The organism is Streptomyces sp. NPDC107454 (assembly GCF_055582885.1).
The window spans coordinates 1-19,755 of sequence record NZ_JBVJPA010000025.1; the positions used below are offsets into that span (position 1 = coordinate 1).

General features: G+C 71.1%; 17 protein-coding genes. 9 read left to right on the forward strand and 8 right to left on the reverse strand.

Annotation, left to right across the window (positions count from 1 at the left end):
- The 4 genes from ACZ69M_RS44440 to ACZ69M_RS44455 form a co-directional block, all read right to left on the reverse strand.
- Positions 1–200 (reverse strand): phosphoadenosine phosphosulfate reductase domain-containing protein (locus ACZ69M_RS44440; protein ID WP_470059241.1); only part of this gene is annotated, 200 nt, incomplete at its 3' end.
- Positions 197–748, reverse strand: a complete 552-nt coding sequence (cysC, locus tag ACZ69M_RS44445; RefSeq protein WP_266629758.1) for an adenylyl-sulfate kinase — start codon at positions 746–748, stop codon at positions 197–199. The genes ACZ69M_RS44440 and cysC, both read right to left, overlap by 4 nt.
- A gap of 113 nt (positions 749–861) precedes the next feature.
- The gene (locus ACZ69M_RS44450; RefSeq protein WP_470059243.1) at positions 862–1,683 is read right to left on the reverse strand and encodes a PaaX family transcriptional regulator; all 822 of its coding nucleotides are present in this window, start codon (positions 1,681–1,683) and stop codon (positions 862–864) included.
- Positions 1,684–1,698: 15 nt separating this feature from the next.
- Positions 1,699–3,381, reverse strand: a complete 1,683-nt coding sequence (locus ACZ69M_RS44455; protein WP_470059245.1) for an AMP-binding protein — start codon at positions 3,379–3,381, stop codon at positions 1,699–1,701.
- A 193-nt stretch (positions 3,382–3,574) separates the two neighbouring features.
- Here ACZ69M_RS44455 and ACZ69M_RS44460 point away from each other — a divergent pair, with 193 nt between their 5' ends.
- Both ACZ69M_RS44460 and ACZ69M_RS44465 read left to right on the forward strand, forming a co-directional pair.
- A complete protein-coding gene (locus tag ACZ69M_RS44460) occupies positions 3,575–5,017 on the forward strand; it encodes an acyl-CoA dehydrogenase family protein (protein ID WP_470059247.1) in 1,443 nt (480 codons plus the stop codon).
- A gap of 22 nt (positions 5,018–5,039) precedes the next feature.
- Positions 5,040–5,438 carry a RidA family protein gene (locus tag ACZ69M_RS44465; RefSeq protein ID WP_470059248.1) on the forward strand — a complete coding sequence of 133 codons (399 nt, stop codon included), beginning with the start codon at positions 5,040–5,042 and terminating at the stop codon, positions 5,436–5,438.
- A 46-nt stretch (positions 5,439–5,484) separates the two neighbouring features.
- Here ACZ69M_RS44465 and ACZ69M_RS44470 read toward each other — a convergent pair whose 3' ends face one another.
- Positions 5,485–5,679 (reverse strand): DUF5999 family protein, encoded by a 195-nt coding sequence (locus ACZ69M_RS44470; RefSeq protein WP_054234032.1) that lies wholly within the window; start codon positions 5,677–5,679, stop codon positions 5,485–5,487.
- Between the two features lie 289 nt (positions 5,680–5,968).
- Between ACZ69M_RS44470 and ACZ69M_RS44475 the strand changes: the two genes are divergently transcribed.
- Entirely contained in the window at positions 5,969–6,415 is a 447-nt protein-coding gene (locus tag ACZ69M_RS44475; protein WP_470059250.1) for a DUF6299 family protein, read from the forward strand.
- 94 nt (positions 6,416–6,509) lie between these two features.
- On the opposite strand, the gene ACZ69M_RS44480 is transcribed toward ACZ69M_RS44475, so the two are convergent.
- Both ACZ69M_RS44480 and ACZ69M_RS44485 read right to left on the reverse strand, forming a co-directional pair.
- Complete coding sequence (locus ACZ69M_RS44480) at positions 6,510–8,039, reverse strand: helix-turn-helix domain-containing protein (protein ID WP_352048029.1); 1,530 nt, start codon at positions 8,037–8,039, stop codon at positions 6,510–6,512.
- 393 nt (positions 8,040–8,432) lie between these two features.
- Positions 8,433–9,293 (reverse strand): helix-turn-helix transcriptional regulator, encoded by an 861-nt coding sequence (locus ACZ69M_RS44485; RefSeq protein ID WP_470059251.1) that lies wholly within the window; start codon positions 9,291–9,293, stop codon positions 8,433–8,435.
- A gap of 163 nt (positions 9,294–9,456) precedes the next feature.
- Between ACZ69M_RS44485 and ACZ69M_RS44490 the strand changes: the two genes are divergently transcribed.
- Complete coding sequence (locus tag ACZ69M_RS44490; RefSeq protein WP_470059449.1) at positions 9,457–9,960, forward strand: GNAT family N-acetyltransferase; 504 nt, start codon at positions 9,457–9,459, stop codon at positions 9,958–9,960.
- A 214-nt stretch (positions 9,961–10,174) separates the two neighbouring features.
- Positions 10,175–12,889 (forward strand): aconitate hydratase AcnA, encoded by a 2,715-nt coding sequence (gene acnA / locus ACZ69M_RS44495; protein ID WP_470059252.1) that lies wholly within the window; start codon positions 10,175–10,177, stop codon positions 12,887–12,889.
- Here acnA and ACZ69M_RS44500 read toward each other — a convergent pair.
- A complete protein-coding gene (locus tag ACZ69M_RS44500; protein WP_470059253.1) occupies positions 12,835–13,959 on the reverse strand; it encodes a helix-turn-helix transcriptional regulator in 1,125 nt (374 codons plus the stop codon). The two genes, acnA and ACZ69M_RS44500, sit on opposite strands and share 55 nt — an antisense overlap.
- Before the next feature lie 45 nt (positions 13,960–14,004).
- Between ACZ69M_RS44500 and ACZ69M_RS44505 the strand changes: the two genes are divergently transcribed.
- The 4 genes from ACZ69M_RS44505 (at position 14,005) to ACZ69M_RS44520 (ending at position 19,426) form a co-directional block, all read left to right on the forward strand.
- Positions 14,005–14,691 carry a response regulator transcription factor gene (locus ACZ69M_RS44505; RefSeq protein ID WP_470059255.1) on the forward strand — a complete coding sequence of 229 codons (687 nt, stop codon included), beginning with the start codon at positions 14,005–14,007 and terminating at the stop codon, positions 14,689–14,691.
- Positions 14,688–16,250 carry a sensor histidine kinase gene (locus tag ACZ69M_RS44510; RefSeq protein ID WP_470059256.1) on the forward strand — a complete coding sequence of 521 codons (1,563 nt, stop codon included), beginning with the start codon at positions 14,688–14,690 and terminating at the stop codon, positions 16,248–16,250. The genes ACZ69M_RS44505 and ACZ69M_RS44510 overlap by 4 nt, the downstream gene beginning before the upstream one ends.
- A 483-nt stretch (positions 16,251–16,733) precedes the next feature.
- Positions 16,734–18,092: a DUF3500 domain-containing protein gene (locus ACZ69M_RS44515; protein WP_470059257.1), complete on the forward strand. Its 1,359-nt coding sequence runs from the start codon at positions 16,734–16,736 to the stop codon at positions 18,090–18,092.
- 263 nt (positions 18,093–18,355) lie between these two features.
- Positions 18,356–19,426 carry a lytic polysaccharide monooxygenase auxiliary activity family 9 protein gene (locus tag ACZ69M_RS44520; RefSeq protein WP_470059259.1) on the forward strand — a complete coding sequence of 357 codons (1,071 nt, stop codon included), beginning with the start codon at positions 18,356–18,358 and terminating at the stop codon, positions 19,424–19,426.
- Positions 19,427–19,755: the final 329 nt, after the last annotated feature.

Here is a 19,755-nt window from a genome sequence, read left to right on the forward strand (position 1 = left end):
AGCAGGGTGAAGGGGATCGTGGCGGGGGCGAAGGCCTTCAGGGCGAGGTGCAGCATGACGATGGAGTCCTTGCCGCCGGAGAAGAGGATCACCGGCCGTTCGAACTCGCCCGCGACCTCACGGAAGATGTGGACGGCCTCCGACTCCAGGGCGTCCAGGTGCGACAGCGTGAAGGCCTGTTCGACCGTCGCGGAGGTCATACGAGCCCCCTCGCCGCGAGCACCGCGTGCACCGAGTCCGCGGACTCCTCCGGGGTCTGCAGATGCGTCTCCAGCGTGAGCGCCGGGTCCAGCGGCGGCTCGTAGGGGTCGTCGACGCCGGTGAGCCCGGTCAGCCGGCCCGCGGCCTGCCGGGCGTACAGCCCCTTCACATCGCGCTCGCTGCACACCTCGACCGGGGTGGCGACATGCACCTCGATGTACGGCGTCCCGCTCGCCTCGTGCCGCTCCCGGACGGCGTCACGGCTGTCGGCGTACGGCGCGATGACGGGCACCACGGCGAGGACGCCGTTGCGCGCGAGCACCTCGGCGACCAGGCCGATGCGCTGCACGTTGGTGTTGCGGTCCTCGCGCGAGAAGCCGAGACCCGCGGAGAGGAACCGGCGGACCTCGTCGCCGTCGAGGACCTCCACCCGGTGCCCCTCCGCCTTCAGACGGGTCCCGAGTATCCGGGCGATGGTCGTCTTGCCCGCGCTCGGCAGGCCCGTGAGCCAGACGGTGGCTCCCTGAGCCCTTGCCGTGGTGGTCATACGTGCGGTCCTCTTCCTGTCCTGGCGTGCGGCTCACGACGCTAGGTAAGAAACATGAGAAGAGGGACGGAAGAGGCTGAGGGTTCCCTTAGCGCCTCATGATGTAACCGAGATCACACGCCGGTGGGTTCGGTGAAGCTCGCCCCCGTGTCCCGCAGCCGCGCGTGCAGCGCCCGGAACACGGCGGCCGAGCGGACGCCCGGCCAGTCCTCGGGCAGCAGCGCGGCGGGCAGCCCCGGGTCGGCGTACGGGAGGTGGCGCCAGGTGTCCAGGGCGAGCAGATAGTCGCGGTACGCCTCCTCGGGCGGGGTGTCCGCGCGCCGCCGCCAGTCGCGCAGCACGGTCGCGTGCTGGTCGAGGAAGGCCTCGTGCTGCTTGGCGATCGCCGCCAGGTCCCACCAGCGCGCGACCGCGTCCGCCGTCGCCGCGAAGCCCAGGTGCTCCCCGCGGAACAGCTCCACGTAAGGGTCGAGCCGCAGCCGCGCCAGGGTGTGCCGGGTCTCCTCGTAGAGCCGCGCGGGGGCGAGCCAGACGCCGGGGGCCGCCGTCCCGAAGCCGAGACCGGCGAGGCGTGAGCGCAGTACGTGCCGCTTCTGCCGCTCGGACTCCGGCACGGAGAAGACGGCGAGCACCCAGCCCTCGTCCTCGGGGGGCGCCGTCGCGTACACCCGCCGATCGCCGTCCTCCAGCAGTTGGCGGGCGTCGGGCGACAGCGCGTACCCCGCGCCGCCCGCCGCCGTACGGGCCGGTTCGAGCAGCCCGCGGCGCTTGAGCCGGGACACCGACGAGCGTACGGAGGGCGCGTCGACGCCGACCGCGGCGAGGAGCCGGATCAGCTCGGCCACCGGCACGGGGCCGGGCATGAAACGGCCGTACGCGCCGTAGAACGTGACGATGAGGGACCGGGGGGCGTGCTGCTCTGACACGTTGATCACTCTAGTGCGCGAAGATCACTTGGGACCGCCGCCGGTGGACAACTCACCCTCCGGCGCGGGCGGCGACAGGGTCTCCCCGCTCGTCGGCGCAGCGTCCGCGCGCAGCCGGAAGCGCTGCAGCTTTCCCGTCGCCGTGCGCGGCAGCGAGTCCAGGAAGACGAACTCGCGAGGGCATTTGTACGGCGCCAGCTCGGACTTGAGGAAGGCGCGCAGCGGCTCGGCGTCCTTGCGTGCCCCCTCTCTGAGGACCGCGTACGCCACCACCACCTGCCCGCGCGCCTCGTCGGGCCGCCCCACGACCGCCGTCTCGACCACGTCCGGGTGGCGCAGCAGAGCGTCCTCGACCTCGGGCCCGGCGATGTTGTACCCCGCCGAGACGATCATGTCGTCGGCGCGGGCGACATAGCGGAAGTAGCCGTCGGGGTCGCGCACATAGGTGTCGCCGGTGATGTTCCAGCCGCCGCGCACGTACTCCCGCTGCCGTGGGTCGGCGAGATAGCGGCAGCCCACCGGGCCGCGCACCGCGAGCAGTCCGGGCTCGCCGTCCGGCACCGGCGTCCCCTCGGCGTCGACCACCCGCGCCTGCCACCCCGGTACGGGGACGCCCGTCGTACCGGGGCGGATGTGCTCGTCGGCCGCGGAGATGAAGATGTGCAGCAGCTCGGTGGCGCCGATGCCGTTGATGATGCGCAGTCCGGTGCGGTGGTGCCAGGCCCGCCAGGTCGCGGCGGGCAGGTTCTCGCCCGCGGACACACAGCGCCGCAGCGAGGTCGTGTCGTGCTCGTCCAGCTCCGCCAGCATCGCCCGGTAGGCGGTCGGCGCGGTGAACAGCACCGAGACGCGGTGCTCGGTGATCGCGGGCAACAGCTGCTTGGGGCCCGCCTGTTCGAGCAGCAGGGAGCAGGCTCCGGCGCGCATCGGGAAGACGACGAGGCCGCCGAGCCCGAAGGTGAAGCCCAGCGGGGGACTGCCGGTGAAGACGTCGTCCTCGTGCGGCCGCAGCACGTGCTTCGAGAAGGTGTCCGCTATGGCCAGCACATCGCGGTGGAAGTGCACACAGCCCTTGGGGCGGCCGGTGGTGCCGGAGGTGAACGCGATCAGCGCGACGTCGTCGGCGGCCGTGTCGACCGCCGTGAACGGTTCGTCCGGGGCGCCCGTGATGCGCAGCAGCAGGTCGTCGGGCGCGTCCCCGCCGTACGTCGTGATCCGCAGCCCCGGGATCTCCGCCTTCGCCAGGTCGCCGACCGACCGTACGTCGCACAGCGCGTGGGTGACGTGGGCGATGGCGCACATGGTGGTCAGCTCGTGCGAGCGCTGCTGGGCGAGCACCGTGACGGCGACCCCGCCCGCCTTCAGGACCGCCAGCCAGCACGCGGCGAGCCAGGGTGTGGTGGGCCCGCGCAGCAGCACCCGGTTGCCGGGCACGACACCCAGTTCGGTGGTCAGGACGTGGGCGATCCGGTCCACCCGGGCGAGGAGGTGCCCGTAGGTCCACAGGTCGCCGGACGGCGTGCGGAAGGCGGGGCGCTGCGGTGGCTTGCCGGCGAGGAGTTCGGCGGCGCAGTTCAGCCGTTCGGGGTAGTGCAGCTCGGGCAGGTCGAAGGGGAGTTCGGGCCACTGATCGGGGGGCGGGAGGTGGTCGCGGGCGAAGGTGTCGACGTGGGCCGAGGTCGTCGGCTCCAGGGTGTCGCCGTCCATGGAGGTTCGCCCCCTTGTCGTGGTGGGCTCGCAGCGCTCAGCTCGTGGCTCTCGGTGTTCTCGGTGCTCGGCTCTCGGTGCTCTCGGCTTGCGTCTCGCGTCTCGCACAAGGAGCGTATCGTGTTGGTGACGACAGTCAACGTCTCGCGATAGCCTGGGGTCCCGCAGTCCGACGGCGGAGAGGGAACCGGCAATGACCGCATTCTCGCTCGATCCGGCACAGACCGCCTGGTGTGCCGAGCTGCGCGCGCTGGCCGAGGAGCGGTTGCGCCCGCTGGCGGAGAAGGGCGAGCCGGGTCACGTCAACCGTGCACTTGTCGCCGAGCTGGGCCGGCTGGGGCTGCTCGCCCGCCTGTTCACCTCGGGCGCGCTCGATCTGTGCCTGATGCGGGAGTCCCTGGCGCGCGGTTGCACCGAGGCCGAGACGGCGCTCGCCCTACAGGGCCTCGGTGCGCATCCGGTGCACGCGTACGGCACCCGGGCGCAGCGCGAGCGCTGGCTGCCCCGGGTCGCGGACGGCAGTGCGGTGGCCGCGTTCGCGCTCAGCGAGCCGGGCGCGGGCTCGGACGCGGCGGCGCTGGCGCTCCGCGCGGACCGGGACGCCCCCGGGGCGCCCGCTTCCGCACCGGCGCCCGGCGAAGCCGCACCCGCGGCCCGCGGGGCCTCGTCCGCGACCTCGGGAGCGGCGCCCGGAGTCCCCGGAGCCGTGCCTGCGGCCCCCGGATCCGTGCCTGCAGTCTCCGGCGCCGTGCCTGCGGTCCCTGGAGTCGTGCCTGCGGCCCCCGGGACCTTGCCTGCGGCCCCCGGAACCTTGTCCGCGGAGCCCGGTGCCTCGCCCGGGGTCCCCGGTTCGTTGCCCGCCGACCCCGTGCCATCAGTCGTCGAGGCGCAGGAGTCGCCCGTTGCCGAACGTGACGGCTCGGGGAGCTGGCGGCTCAGTGGGGAGAAGTGCTGGATCTCCAACGCGCCCGAGGCCGACTTCTATACCGTCTTCGCGCGTACCACCCAGGGCGCCGGAGCCCGTGGCGTCACCGCCTTCCTGGTGCCCGCCGACCGGCCGGGCCTCACCGGCACCCCGCTCGACATGCTCTCCCCGCACCCCATCGGCGCCCTCGTCTTCGACGCCGTACCGGTGACGGCGGACGACGTGCTCGGCGAGCCCGACCGCGGTTTCCGGGTCGCGATGCACACCCTCAACCTCTTCCGCCCGAGCGTCGGCGCCTTCGCGGTCGGCATGGCGGAGGCGGCCCTCTCGGCGACGCTCACGCACACGGCCGGGCGTGAGGCGTTCGGCGGCAGGCTGAAGGACCTGCAGACGGTGGCTCACCAGGTCGCCGAGATGGCGCTGCGTACGGAGGCGGCCCGCCTGATGGTCTACGCGGCGGCGGCGGCGTACGACGAAGGGGCCCCGGACGTGCCCCGGCGCGCGGCGATGGCGAAGCTGCTGGCGACGGAGACGGCCCAGTACGTGGTCGACGCGGCCGTCCAACTGCACGGCGCCCGTGCCCTGCGCCGCGGTCATCTCCTCGAACACCTCTACCGGGAGGTCCGCGCGCCCCGTATCTACGAAGGCGCCAGCGAGGTCCAGCGGGCGGTCATCGCCAAGGAGCTGTACGCGTCGGTGGAGGCCCAGTGAGCGTCGAGAGCCTGGAGGTCCAGTGAGCACCGAGCGCGTCAACCCGCCCGAACTCTCCCCGCCCACCGGCTTCTCGCACGCCGTCGTCGCGACCGGCACCCGCGTGGTCTTCCTGGCGGGCCAGACCGCGCTGGACACGGACGGGAAGGTGGTCGGCGACACCCTCCCGGAGCAGTTCGAGAAGGCGCTGACCAATCTGCTGACGGCACTGCGGGCCGCGGGCGGCACCCCGGCCGACCTCGCGCGGGTCACGGTCTACGCCACCGATGTCGCGGACTACCGTGCGCGGGCCCCCGAACTCGGCCGCGTCTGGCGGCGGTTGGCGGGACGGGACTATCCCGCGATGGCCGTCGTCGGCGCCGCCCGCCTCTGGGACGAACAGGCCCTGGTCGAACTCGACGGTTTCGCGGTGCTGCCGTAGCACCCCGCCCCCGGAACTGCCGGAACTGCCGGAACTCCCGGAGGGACTAGGCGGCGACGGCCAGCCGCTCGGCGAACACCCGGTGCGGAGCGACCACGCTGCCGTCGGGGAGCAGTTCACCGCTGTCGTCGAAGACGATCGCGCCGTTGCACAGCAGGCTCCAGCCCTGCTCGGGGTGGGCCGAGACGATGTGCGGAGCCTTGGAGTCCGCGGACGGGCACAGAGTTTGGTGGGAACACATGACGCACCTCCACGTCGGATGCGATGAGTGTCGACGGCACTGTCGCCGCCTCGCATAGGTAAGACCATGCTCCCGCGGCGAACTCATCGGAACCGCCGGTCGAGAAGCGTGACAACACGCGGACAACTCTCGAACGTTCCCATGACGCACGGACTCGACCCGCGACGGACCGGACCCGCCGTCTACCGAACTCGCCGTACACCGGACTCGCCACCAAAGGGGTGACGATCACCGCCTCGGGCCCGTGCGCCCGGTACCTGTGGAGCCCCCACGTTCCAGGAGGTACCTCATGCCGTTGCGCCAGGTCTTCGGCACGGCGACCGGCGCCGTGCTCCTGCTGCTGTTCGCCCCGTCCGCCGTCGCCGTGTCCGTCGGCGCCCTGTCGGCCCCGTCCGAGACGGTCACCGTCGACCCGACCGGTCACCTCGCCGCCGACGGAACCGTCACCCTCTCCGGCACCTACCGCTGTCTCAGCGGTACGGGGCCGGTGCTCGTCTCCTCGTCGGTGTCGCAGGGCGACCCCCGGTTCCGCTACGGCATCGGCGGCAGCGCGGCGGTCTGCGACGGCGCGGAGCACCGCTGGACCAACTCGGAGAAGCGCACACCCGGCACCCTCGCACCGGGCGCCGCCCATGTCGAGGCCACCCTGATGGAACTGAGCCCCGCCCTGGGCGGTCTGCCGCTGCCGCTGTTCCACGCGCTCCAGGAGCAGGACATCACCCTCATGGAGGGCTGAGCCGGCACACGGGCGGGACGGGACGGCACGCGGCGGGCTCGCCAAGGATGACGCGAAGTCGTCCCCCGGCGAGCCCCACCACCTTCCGGTCGCCCTAGATGTCCCGGAACGTCTCGATCTGCGCTCCGATCGAGTTGAGCCGCTCGGCCAGGTCCTCGTAGCCGCGGTTGATGACGTACACGTTGCGCAGCACGGACGTGCCGTCGGCCGCCATCATCGCCAGCAGCACGACCACGGCGGGGCGCAGTGCGGGCGGGCACATCATCTCGGCGGCGCGCCAGCGGGTCGGGCCCTCGACCAGCACGCGGTGCGGGTCGAGGAGCTGCAGCCGGCCGCCGAGCCGGTTGAGGTCGGTCAGGTAGATGGCCCGGTTGTCGTAGACCCAGTCGTGGATGAGGGTCTTGCCCTGTGCGGAGGCCGCGATGGCCGCGAAGAACGGCACGTTGTCGATGTTCAGGCCCGGGAACGGCATCGGGTGGATCTTGTCGATCGGCGCCTCCAGCTTGGAGGGCCGTACGGTCAGGTCCACCAGCCGCGTACGGCCGTTGTCGGCGAAGTACTCCGGCGTGCGGTCGTGGTCGAGGCCCATCTCCTCCAGTACCGCGAGCTCGATCTCCAGGAACTCGATCGGCACCCGGCGCACCGTCAGCTCCGACTCGGTGACCACCGCGGCGGCGAGCAGGCTCATCGCCTCGACCGGGTCCTCGGAGGGCGAGTAGTCCACGTCCACGTCGATGTTCGGCACGCCGTGGACGGTGAGCGTGGTCGTACCGACGCCCTCCACCCGTACACCGAGCGCCTCCAGGAAGAAGCACAGGTCCTGGACCATGTAGTTGGAGGAGGCGTTGCGGATGACGGTCACGCCGTCGTGGCGGGCGGCGGCGAGCAGCGCGTTCTCGGTGACGGTGTCCCCGCGCTCGGTCAGCACGATGGGCCGGCCGGGGGAGACGGCCCGGTCGACCTGGGCGTGGTAGAGCCCCTCGGTGGCGGCGATGTCGAGCCCGAACCGCCGCAGCGCGATCATGTGCGGCTCGATGGTCCTGGTGCCGAGGTCGCAACCGCCCGCGTACGGCAGCTTGAAGGTGTCCATACGGTGCAGCAGCGGGCCGAGGAACATGATGATCGACCGCGTCCGGCGGGCGGCCTCGGCGTCGATCGCCTCCATGTCCAGCTCGCTCGGGGGCACGATCTCGAGGTCGACCCCGTCGTTGATCCAGCGGGTGCGGACGCCGATCGAACCGAGCACCTCCAGAAGGCGGTAGACCTCTTCGATCCGGGCCACCCGGCGCAGCACCGTGCGCCCCTTGTTCAGAAGCGTCGCGCACAGCAGTGCGACGCACGCGTTCTTACTGGTCTTGACATCGATCGAGCCGGACAGACGACGTCCGCCGACCACGCGCAGATGCATCGGACCCGCGTAGCCCAGAGAGACGATTTCGCTGTCCAGGGCTTCACCGATTCGGGCGATCATCTCAAGGCTGATGTTTTGGTTGCCGCGCTCGATGCGATTGACGGCGCTCTGACTTGTGCCGAGTGCCTCGGCGAGCTGCGACTGTGTCCAGCCCCGGTGTTGCCGGGCGTCACGGATGAGCTTGCCGATGCGTACGAGGTAGTCGTCTGCCATGGCGCGACCGTATATCTGATGTGAGATAAAGAGAAACGGAGCGCACCCGTCCGAGTAGTGGCCTACAGCACACCGCACCCGTAGGGGAGTTCGGGTGCGGGGCCGTAGCGGCACGGCGAGTTCACTCAGCGCTTCCGCCGACGCGTGGTCCGCCGCCAGCCGAAGGGGCCCGGCAGATCCCCCCCACTCTCGACTTCGCTCGAGCGGGGGCACCCCCGTCGTAGTGCGGCGTCCACTGCTGCTGCGGGTGTGGTGCGGCCCGTGCCGGCCGCCCGTGATGGTCCCCCTTGGGGAAGTTCGCGGCGTTTCTGTCGTTTTGCTGCGCCGGCTGTGGCGCGTTCCGTTCCCAGTACCCCGAAGCGGGCGATGGTTGCCTGCGAACTCCCGGCGTGTTCAGCCTCGTTCGGCCGTCCCGCGCTCCACGAGCATCTGGGTGCCGATGACCCCGAGGAGGGCGACCTGTTCGGCGTCCCGCGTTCCCGGCTCGGCCGTGTAGACCATGATGTGCAGGTCGCTGCCCGCGACGCTGAGCACGTCGCAGTCGAGCGTCACGGGGCCCAGCTGTGGATGGTCGATGGTCTTGCGCGAGGCCTCGTGGTGGCCCACGGCCTCGGACTTCCACAGCTCGTCGAACCGGTCGCTGTTCGCGCGCAAATCCTCGATCAGGCGCCGCAGCCGCTGGTCCGTCGGATACCTGCGCGCGGTCGCGCGCAGGTCGGCGACCACGGTGGTCTCGAACTCGCGCCGGGCCTCGGGGGTGTGGCGGACGTGGGTGCCCGGGCCCACGAGGTTGCGCCACACCGCGTTGCGCTCGTTGCCGCGCCAGCCGGACGGGTCGCCCATCAGGGCCGCGTACAGCGGGTTGGCCAGCAGCAGGTTCCATGCCGCGTCGAAGACCGCGACGGGCGTTGCGGTCAGCCGGTCCAGCATCCGCTGTACGCCGGGGGTGATGTGGGCGGGCACCGTGCCGCGTCCCGGTGGGGCCAGCCCGGCGAGATGGAAGAGGTGTTCGCGTTCGGTGCCGGACAGCCGCAGGGCCCGGCCGAGCGCCTCGACGATCTGCTCCGAGGGGTTGCTCGCCCGGCCCTGTTCGAGACGGGTGACATAGTCGACCGAGATCCCGGCCAGCAGGGCCAGCTCCTCGCGGCGCAGTCCGGCCGCGCGCCGGTGCCCGCCGACGGGGAGCCCGGCCGCCTCGGGGGAGACCCGGTCCCGCCAGCGCCGGACCGTCCGCCCGAACTCCGTACTCGCCATGCCTCCACTGTGCACCGGTCGGCCCGCCCGTGCCTGGTACTGGCAGTGCCAGGCACGGGCGGCCGGACCCGTGACCGCCCGCCCCGCCCCGCCCCGCTCCGAGCGGGGTGTTCCCCGCCCCGGGCGCCGTCGATAGGGTGTCGCCGTGCCCGCGTATCCGCCGATGCCGTCACTCCTCGAGACCGCCCGGCTGACGCTGCGGCCGTGGTCCGACTCCGACGCCGAGGGTCACAGCGCGCTCTTCGCGGAACGGGGCGACCGGCCGCTCCCGGTCGAACGGAGCCGCGAGATCATCGCGGCCCAGCTCGCCGCGGCGGCGTCGACCGGTATCGCTCTGCTGCCCGTCGACCGCCGCGACACGGGCGCCTTCATCGGCTACTGCGGGCTCCTCGTCGGCCGGGCCTCCCTCGCCGAGCCCGAGATCGCGTACGAGTTGTTCCGGAGCGCGCACGGGCACGGCTATGCGACCGAGGCGGCCTCCGCGGTGCTCGCCGCCGCGGGTGCGACCGGGCGCGGGCGGGTCTGGGCGACCGTGCGCACCTGGAACGCCCCGTCGTTCCGTGTCCTCGAAAAGCTCGGGTTCGAGCGCGACCACGTCTCGGCCGACAACCGCGGCGAGCTGGTGTGGCTCACGCGCGCGCTGCCCCGGGCGCGCCGGAGTGAGTGACGGCAGGTCGACAGCATGCCGGGCATGACCCGGGGGCGCCCATGTACTAGAGTTATCTCGACATCGAGATATCTGCCGAGGTGCACCGTAGCCGCACGGTGTCGTCGGGTCCGACAGTAAGGCTTGCCTAACTTAGCCTTACCTTAGCGGATCGGCCAAGACGTCGTGGCGGCAGGATGCGGTGGGAACGCGCACATCAATGAAGGAGACTGTCGTGTCGGCGAACAGCTTCGACGCCCGCAGCACGCTGCAGGTGGGCGACGAGTCGTACGAGATCTTCCGGCTGGACAAGGTGGAAGGCTCGGCTCGCCTTCCGTACAGCCTGAAGGTGCTGCTGGAGAACCTGCTCCGCACCGAGGACGGCGCGAACATCACCGCCGACCACATCCGGTCCATCGGCAACTGGGACTCCCAGGCGCAGCCCAGCCAGGAGATCCAGTTCACGCCCGCCCGCGTGATCATGCAGGACTTCACCGGCGTGCCCTGTGTCGTCGACCTCGCCACCATGCGTGAGGCCGTCAAGGAGCTCGGCGGCGACCCGGCGAAGATCAACCCGCTGGCCCCGGCCGAGCTGGTCATCGACCACTCCGTCATCGCCGACAAGTTCGGCACCAACGACGCGTTCGCTCAGAACGTCGAGCTGGAGTACGGCCGCAACAAGGAGCGCTACCAGTTCCTGCGCTGGGGCCAGACCGCCTTCGACGAGTTCAAGGTCGTCCCGCCGGGCACCGGCATCGTCCACCAGGTGAACATCGAGCACCTGGCGCGCACGGTCATGGTCCGTAACGGCCAGGCGTACCCCGACACGCTCGTCGGCACCGACTCGCACACCACCATGGTCAACGGCCTCGGTGTGCTCGGCTGGGGCGTCGGCGGCATCGAGGCCGAGGCCGCGATGCTCGGCCAGCCGGTCTCCATGCTCATCCCGCGCGTCGTCGGCTTCAAGCTGACCGGTGAGCTCACCCCGGGCACCACCGCCACCGACCTCGTGCTCACGATCACCGAGATGCTGCGCAAGCACGGCGTCGTCGGCAAGTTCGTCGAGTTCTACGGTGAGGGCGTCGCCGCCACCTCGCTGGCCAACCGCGCCACCATCGGCAACATGTCGCCGGAGTTCGGCTCGACCGCCGCGATCTTCCCGATCGACGCAGAAACGATCAAGTACCTCAAGCTGACCGGCCGCAGCGAGCAGCAGCTCGCGCTCGTCGAGGCGTACGCCAAGGAGCAGGGCCTCTGGCTCGACCCGGCCGCCGAGCCCGACTTCTCCGAGAAGCTGGAGCTGGACCTCTCGACGGTCGTCCCGTCGATCGCAGGACCGAAGCGCCCGCAGGACCGGATCATCCTGGCAGGCGCCGCGCAGCAGTTCGCGCAGGACGTGCGCAACTACGTCGACGAGGACGACGAGGCGGGCAAGGAGTCCTTCCCGGCCTCCGACTCCCCGGCCGCCATCAACGGCGTACCGACCCGTCCGACCACGGTCACCGCCCCCGACGGCTCGACCTACGAGATCGACCACGGCGCGGTGACGGTCGCGGCCATCACCTCCTGCACCAACACCTCGAACCCGTACGTCATGGTCGCCGCCGCGCTGGTGGCCAAGAAGGCGGTCGAGAAGGGCCTGACCCGCAAGCCGTGGGTCAAGACCACCCTCGCCCCCGGCTCCAAGGTCGTCACCGACTACTTCGACAAGGCGGGGCTCACCCCCTACCTCGACAAGGTCGGCTTCAACCTCGTCGGCTACGGCTGCACCACCTGCATCGGCAACTCCGGCCCGCTGCCGGAGGAGGTCTCCAAGGCCGTCAACGACCACGACCTCGCCGTCACCTCGGTCCTCTCCGGCAACCGGAACTTCGAGGGCCGCATCAACCCCGACGTCAAGATGAACTACCTGGCCTCCCCGCCGCTGGTCGTCGCGTACGCGCTCGCGGGCTCCATGAAGGTGGACATCACCAAGGACGCGCTGGGCATCGACCAGGACGGCAAGCCGGTCTACCTGGCCGACATCTGGCCCTCCGAGGCCGAGGTCAACGACGTCGTGGCGAACGCCATCGGCGAGGACATGTTCAACAAGTCCTACCAGGATGTCTTCGCGGGCGACGCCCAGTGGCAGGCGCTGCCGATCCCGACCGGCAACACCTTCGAGTGGGACCCGCAGTCCACCTACGTCCGCAAGCCCCCGTACTTCGAGGGCATGGCGCACGAGCCGTCCCCGGTCACCGACATCGCCGGTGCCCGTGTGCTCGCCAAGCTGGGCGACTCGGTCACCACCGACCACATCTCCCCGGCCGGCGCCATCAAGGCCGACACCCCGGCCGGCAAGTACCTCACCGAGCACGGTGTGGAGCGTCGTGACTTCAACTCCTACGGCTCGCGCCGAGGCAACCACGAGGTCATGATCCGCGGCACGTTCGCCAACATCCGCCTGCGCAACCAGATCGCGCCGGGCACGGAGGGCGGCTACACCCGCGACTTCACCGTCGACGGCGCGCCCGTCGCGTTCATCTACGACGCCTCGCGCAACTACATCGAGCAGGGCACCCCGCTGGTCATCCTGGCCGGCAAGGAGTACGGCTCCGGCTCGTCCCGCGACTGGGCCGCCAAGGGCACCGCGCTCCTCGGCGTCAAGGCCGTCATCGCCGAGTCGTACGAGCGCATCCACCGCTCGAACCTCATCGGCATGGGCGTCCTGCCGCTCCAGTTCCCGGAGGGCGCCACCGCCGAGGCCCTCGGCCTCACCGGCGAGGAGACCTTCTCCTTCACCGGCGTCGAGGAGCTCAACAACGGCACCACCCCGCGCACGGTGAAGGTCACCACCGACACCGGCGTCGAGTTCGACGCGGTCGTCCGCATCGACACCCCCGGCGAGGCGGACTACTACCGCAACGGCGGCATCATGCAGTACGTGCTGCGCAACCTGATCCGCAAGTAGGGATCCGGTACGGCGGTCGGGCCGCGCTCCTCTCCGGAGGGGTGCGGCCCTTCGCATGCGACGGCACGTCCGCATGCCTGCACCCAGCCGCGCTGCGACGCCCGCACCCCCAGCGTGAACCGGCTCGCCGCCCCCTGCCGGTCTTGCAGGTCGCTCACCCGCCGCCGAGGTGTCCTGAGGCTCACGCCCGGATGACGGGCCACCGCCTCGTCCTTCATCCCGGTCGCCAGCAGCCGCGTGAGCGTCCGCTCGCCCTCGGAGAGTTCACCGTCGTCGGCGGACTGCCCGAGCGGAGCCGCCTGCTGCCAGGCCGGCTCGAAGAGCCTCCGCAGGACCTCGGTCACCGCCGAGTGCCACACCACGACGGCGCGGTAGCCGCCCGCCGCGGAGGAGGTCGGCGGGAGTATCGCCCGACACCCGTCCACCACCAGCAGCTTGACCGGCACCGACGGCAACACCCGTGCCTGCTCACCGAGTTCGACCATCCGCCACGCGTGGGACAGGACCTGCGGGTCCTCCCACGAGGCCTTTCGCACGGCTGCGGCAAAGTCGGAACACAGGGTTCTCCCAGCGAACCGGGACAGGATCGTCATATGTCTGGCACCCGAACTGAACGTCTCCACGCCACACGCGCCTCCGGCGACCCCGCCCACGGCGAACGTGCCGCCGGCCACCGCGTCCCCGGCGACGACGCCCACGTGCGCGACGGGGGCGAGTTCGTCCACGGGGCTCGCGTGCGCGGCGAGCGTGACGGTGGCGAGGGGCCCCGGGTCGGACGTGATGGTGGTGAGTCGGTCCACGGGGACCGCCTCCGTGGCGAGCGACTTCGTGGCGGAGGTGACGGTGGCGAGGGGCCCCGGGTCGGACGTGATGGTGGTGAGTTGGTCCACGGGGACCGCCCCGGTGGCGAGCGACCTCGTGGCGGAGGTGACGGTGGCGAGCGGCCCCGGGTCGGACGGGACGGCGGTGAGTACCTCCACGGGGACCGCCTCCGTGGTGAGCGACCTCGTGGCGGAGGTGATGGTGGCGAGCGGCCCCGGGTCGGACGGGACGGCGGCGAGTACCTCCACGGGGACCGCCCCCGCGGCGAGCGGATCCGTGGGGACCGTGTCCGCGTGCTGATCGTCGACGACGAACCCGCACTCACCGAACTGCTCTCCGTGGCCGTCACCGAGGCGGGCTGGCGGCCCTACCCGGTCGCCGACGGGCACAGCGCCCTGCGCGCGGCCCGCGGCTGCGCCCCGCACGCGGTCGTGCTCGACGGGATGCTGCCCGACCTCGACGGAATCCAGGTGCTGCGCAGGCTGCGGTACGAGAATCCGAGACTGCCCGTCCTCATGCTGACCGCGCGCGACGCGCTGGAACACCGCATCGACGGCCTGTCCTCGGGCGCCGACGACTACGTGACCAAGCCCTTCTCCCTGGAGGAGGTCGTCCTGCGGCTGCGCGGACTGCTGCGCAGGGCCGGCGCCGAACCGCTGCGGACCGACGACTCCGTCCTGGTGCTCGGTGATCTCGTCCTGAGCGAGGAGACCCGCGAAGTGCGCCGCGACGGTACGCCGATCCAGCTCACCGCCAAGGAGTTCGACCTGCTCGGCCTACTGCTCGGCCACCCGCGGCAGGTGCTGAGCAAGGCCCAGATCCTCGACCACGTGTGGAGCAGCTCCTTCGACGGCGGCGGCAACCTCGTCGAGGTCTACATCTCCAGCCTGCGCCGGAAGATCGACAAGGGGCGGGCGCCGATGATCCACACCGTACGCGGGGTGGGGTACGCGATCCGCCCGGTGGAGGACGGGAGATGAACCTCCGACGGACCCGGCTCCCCGGACGCTCCCGGCCCACGGCGCGGGCCGGACGTTCGCTGCGCACGCGGCTGCTGCTCTTCATCAGCGCCACCCTCGTCGCCGTCTGCGCCGCGATGGCCCTCACCACCGTCTTCGCCCAACGCTCCTATCTGCTGGGCAACCTGGACCAGCGCGTCACCGACGCCGCCGAGCGCAGCCAGGGCGGCCTCCAGCGCCGCAGCGGCGACGACACGGACCTGGGGTTCCTCAACGAACGGGGACAGGCCGTCGGCACGCTCGCCGCCCGGTTCGACGAGGACGGGGACATCCTCGCCGCCGAGGTCGTCACCCACGACGGCGGCCGGCAGACCCTCACCGCCGTCCAGCGCGCCGCCCTCGACGGCATCACCACCGACGGCTCCCTGCACACCCGGACCGTCCCTGGCCTCGGCAGCTACCGCGTGACCGCCCTCGGCGGCGACGGCGTCCCCGTGCTCACCGGGCTCCCTATGGGCGACGTACAGGACATGATCGGCCGGCTGGTCGCGGTCGAGGGCGTGGTGGCCGCCGTCGGCCTCACCGCCGCGGGCTGCGTCTGCGCGGTCGTCATACGGCGCCAACTGCGCCCCCTCGGACGGGTCGCCGCCACCGCCGTCGAGGTCTCCCGCTCCCCGCTGGGTCACGGCGAGGTCACCGCCCTGACCCGCGTCCCCGAACGCGACACCGACCCCGGCAGCGAGGCCGGCCAGGTCGGTGCCGCCCTCAACCGCATGATCGACCACGTGGAGTCCTCGCTCGCCGAACGCCAGCGCGGCGAGGAGGAGATGCGCCGCAGCGAGGAACGCATGCGCCGCTTCCTCGCCGACGCCAGCCATGAACTCCGTACACCTCTCGCCTCCATCGCCGGATACGCGGAACTGATGAACCGCGGCACCGAGCGGATCGAACCGACCCTGGCCTGGCGCCGGGTCTCCGCCGAGTCGGCCCGGATGACCGGCCTCGTGGAGGATCTGCTGCTGCTCGCCCGGCTGGACGAGGGCCGACCGCTGCACGCGGCCGAGGTGGACCTCGCGGCACTGGTCGCCGAGGCGGTGTGGGACGCGCGGGCCGCCGGTGACACCCACAACTGGCAGCTGGCGCTGCTGCTGGACACCCCGGCCCTGGTCGTCGGCGACGAGGCACGGCTGCACCAGGTGGTGGCCAACCTGTTGGCCAACGCCCGTGTGCACACACCCGTTGGCACGACCGTGATCGCTTCGGTGGAGGCCACGGAAGCGGCCTGCGTGATCCGTGTCCGCGACGACGGTCCCGGTATCCCGCAGCACCTGCTCCCGTCGGTCTTCGAACGCTTCACACGCGGCGATGTCTCGCGCGCCCGCGGCGGCCCCACGGAGGGCGGCTCCGGCCTCGGACTCGCCATCGTCGAGGCGGTCACCGTCGCCCACGGCGGTCGCATCCGCGTGGAGAGCGCCCCGGGCCGTACGGAGTTCACGCTCGAACTGCCCCCGGCCGAAGGCGCCAGGACCCCGGACCCGGCATCCACCCCGGCATCCGCTCCGGCACCCGCGTCGGCCTGATCCCCAGCACCTGCTTCCCAGCACCTGCTTCCCAGCACCCGCTTCCCCGCCCCTGTGTACCCACCATGAAGGTCAACGAAATTGTTGACACTTTTTTCGGTGGCGGCATACGTTCGCAGGCGTCAGACCGAGGCGCGCGCCATGCGCGGGTGACGCGACAGCGGCCCGCCCCGGCGCCCGGAAGGGAGCGGTTCGTTGTCCTCGCGCCGGCCCTTCCCCCGTCGCACCTGCCGGACCCTTCCCCGCCGCACGTGCCGAACCCGTCCCCGTCGCACCTGCAGGACCCTTCCCCGCCGCACGTGCCGGACCCGTCCCCACCGCACGTGCCGGACCCGTCCCCACCGCACCTTCCGGACCTTTTCCCGCCCCACGCGCCTGGCCATTTCCCGACGCACTTCAGGTTCGCCTCAGGTTGTCCCCCCAGAGTCGTGGGCGCCCGGCCGTCCGCCACGGACGTGCCCACGACGAAGGGATCCAGCGACGATGACCGAGCTCGACACCGGAGAGCACGCGGCGCAGTCCGGGACGCCTCCGCAGTCCGGGACGGACTCCCGCGCCCACTCGGACCGGCGCAACTTCATGCGGAGGGTCTTCTTCGCGAGCGGCGCCGCGGCCGTCGCCACGATGGGCGGCGCCGGAGCCTGGACCGCGCTCGCCGACGACACCGCCACCCCCACCGCCGACGCCTCCGCCACACCGAGCGGCGCGCCCAGCGGCGGCCCCAGCGGTGGCCCCGGTGGCGGTGCGGGCGGCCCCGGCAACCAGACCATCACGGAGGACTTCTTCGGCCTCACGACCGACGGCAAGCGGATCGACGACCTGTACGCGATCCACTCCACGGGAGTCGCCACCGCTCCCGTGATCGCCGCCGCGAACGCCTTCCTCGCCGGGCTCACCGACACCCAGAAGACGGCGACGCAGTTCACGGTCCACTCCACCGAGTGGCGCCTGTGGAGCAACATCGACTCGTACGCGCGCCAGGGCGTCACCCTCGCCGACATGACGGATGCTCAGAAGACGCTGGGCACGGCTCTGCTGAAGTCGGCGCTCAGCGCGGACGGCCTGGAGACCACCGAGAAGATCCGCAGGATCAACCAGGCGGCCGGCGAGGCGATCGGCAACACCGCCTCCTTCAACGAGGACGCGTACTACTGGACCTTGATGGGCACCCCGTCGGCCACCGAGCCCTGGGGCTTCCAGTTCGACGGCCACCACCTGGTCATCAACTACTTCGTGCTCGGCGACCAGGTCGTCATGAGCCCCTGTTTCTGGGGTTCCGAGCCGACCTCGATGGAGATCGACGGCGAGACCGTGACGGTCTGCCACGAGGAGGTCGTGGCGAGCCTCGCCTTCGTCAACTCCCTCACGCAGGCGCAGCAGGCGGTCGCCATCGAGTCCGCGACCAAGTCGAACGAGTCCATGAAGGCGGGCGCCTTCTCCGACAACGCCGTGCAGACGTACACCGGCCTGCGCGCCGACGCCCTGAACGGGGCGCAGAAGAAGAAGCTTCTCGGCATCGTCGAGGCCTTCGTCGGCCGCGGGAAGGCCGATGCCGCGAAGGTGCGGATGGCCGAGGTCCGCAAGTACCTCGACCAGACCTATGTGACCTGGGCGGGCGGCACGGCCGACGACTCCGCCTTCTACGTCCGGGTGCACAGCCCGGTCGTCTGGGTCGAGGTCGACTGCCAGGCCCCGGGCCCGCTCGCGGGCGCGTACGGGGCCACGCAGGGCAGCGGCGCGACCCAGAAGCACGTCCACTCCATCATCCGCACACCCAACGGCAACGACTACGGGAGGGAGCTTCTTCGACAGCACTATCTGACGTCACCCCACCATCGGTGACGTGACCGACTCAGGTGGTTTCTCAGTCATAGGAAAATCGGTACCTGAGTGGTTTCTCCGTCATGGCGAGGGCCGCACCCGATGTCAGGGGGTGCGGCCCTCGTGCGTGAAGCGTTTACAGAGGTGGTCGTGCGCGCTAACGTCCGAATGAGGTGGGAGCGCTCCCATGTGGCGGACCGGAACCCGCCGGGAGTTGCTCCCGCCTCACCTCACCATTCCCGCGCCGTCGAGCGAAGGGTCTGTTCGTCATGCCTGGATCTGTCATGAACGTGACAAGGTTGCGATTATCGCGGCCGTCCCGCCACCGCTCCCTCCTCCTCGTCCTGCTCGCTCTCCTCGCCGTCGTCCCCGCCCTCGGCCTGGTCGTCACGACCGGCGGAAGGGCGGCGGCGCACGGCACCCCCATGAAACCCGGCAGCCGCACCTTCCTGTGCTGGCAGGGCGGGCTGACCGACACCGGTGAGATCAAACCGGTGAACCCGGCGTGCAAGGCGGCCCAGCAGGTGAGCGGCACCACGCCGTTCTACAACTGGTTCTCGGTGCTCCGCTCGGACGGCGCGGGCCGCACCCGCGGTTTCGTCCCCGACGGGGAGCTGTGCAGCGGCGGCAACCCCAACTTCACCGGCTTCAACCTGCCCCGGAGCGACTGGCCCCTCACCCATCTCACCTCGGGTGCCACGGTCGACTTCTCCTACAACGCATGGGCCGCGCACCCGGGTTGGTTCTACGTCTACGTCACCAAGGACGGCTTCGACCCGACCAAGGCGCTCACCTGGAACGACATGGAGGACCAGCCGTTCCTGACCGTCGACCACCCGCCGCTCAACGGCAGCCCGGGCACGGTCGAGGCCAACTACTCGTGGACCGGACAGCTCCCCGTGAACAAGTCGGGCCGCCACATCATCTACATGGTCTGGCAGCGCTCGGACAGCACGGAGACCTTCTACTCCTGCTCGGACGTCGTCTTCGACGGCGGCAACGGCGAGGTGACGGGCATTCACGACCCCGGCAACCCCACCGAACCCCCGCCCGGCGTCTGCTCCGCGACCCGCCGGACGACCAACAGCTGGAACGGCGGTTATCAGTCGGAGGTGACCGTCACCAACACCGGAGACGTGCCGATGCTGGGCTGGATGGTCGACTGGACCCTGCCGGGCGGGCAGTCGGTCGTCAGCCTCTGGAACGGCAACGCGACCTACAGCGGCCAGGACGTGATGGTGCACAACGCCGACTGGAACGGTGCGCTGGATCCCGGGCGGAGCGCGACCTTCGGGTACGTCGCCTCGGGCTCCGGCGGTGATCCCGCGACCGCGCTTCCCTGTCAGGTCGGTTGACCGGCTCTGGGCGGACCGGGTGGGTGGTGTGGAACTCACCCGGTCCGCGAGCCCGGGCGGGCGAGGGGGGTGCTGCCCGGGATGGTGCGTGGCTTGTGACGACTGAGGCGGCGACAACGTTGTCTGATGGTCTGTACATGACTTTACCGCCTCAACCGACAACGATGTCAAGCGAGTTGAGGGACCGCCGGGGGGCGCGTTGCGCCATAGGGGTGTGCGCCGAGCGTGCCTGAGGGGTCGCACGCGGTCTTCCGTGGTACCCGTGGCGCACGTTACTGTCCCTGCGGCTTGTGCGACCTGTGGTGCGCGACCCGTCCGAAGGAGGAGGG

Excerpts from the sequence above, each read along its gene's own strand:
- cysC (WP_266629758.1), bottom strand. The coding sequence starts at position 748 with ATGACCACCACGGCAAGGGCTCAGGGAGCCACCGTCTGGCTCACGGGC.
- ACZ69M_RS44455 (WP_470059245.1), bottom strand. The coding sequence starts at position 3,381 with ATGGACGGCGACACCCTGGAGCCGACGACCTCGGCCCACGTCGACACC.
- ACZ69M_RS44460 (WP_470059247.1), top strand. The coding sequence starts at position 3,575 with ATGACCGCATTCTCGCTCGATCCGGCACAGACCGCCTGGTGTGCCGAG.
- ACZ69M_RS44470 (WP_054234032.1), bottom strand. The coding sequence starts at position 5,679 with ATGTGTTCCCACCAAACTCTGTGCCCGTCCGCGGACTCCAAGGCTCCG.
- ACZ69M_RS44475 (WP_470059250.1), top strand. The coding sequence starts at position 5,969 with ATGCCGTTGCGCCAGGTCTTCGGCACGGCGACCGGCGCCGTGCTCCTG.
- ACZ69M_RS44480 (WP_352048029.1), bottom strand. The coding sequence starts at position 8,039 with ATGGCAGACGACTACCTCGTACGCATCGGCAAGCTCATCCGTGACGCC.
- ACZ69M_RS44485 (WP_470059251.1), bottom strand. The coding sequence starts at position 9,293 with ATGGCGAGTACGGAGTTCGGGCGGACGGTCCGGCGCTGGCGGGACCGG.
- ACZ69M_RS44490 (WP_470059449.1), top strand. The coding sequence starts at position 9,457 with ATGCCGTCACTCCTCGAGACCGCCCGGCTGACGCTGCGGCCGTGGTCC.
- ACZ69M_RS44510 (WP_470059256.1), top strand. The coding sequence starts at position 14,688 with ATGAACCTCCGACGGACCCGGCTCCCCGGACGCTCCCGGCCCACGGCG.
- ACZ69M_RS44515 (WP_470059257.1), top strand. The coding sequence starts at position 16,734 with ATGACCGAGCTCGACACCGGAGAGCACGCGGCGCAGTCCGGGACGCCT.
- ACZ69M_RS44520 (WP_470059259.1), top strand. The coding sequence starts at position 18,356 with ATGAACGTGACAAGGTTGCGATTATCGCGGCCGTCCCGCCACCGCTCC.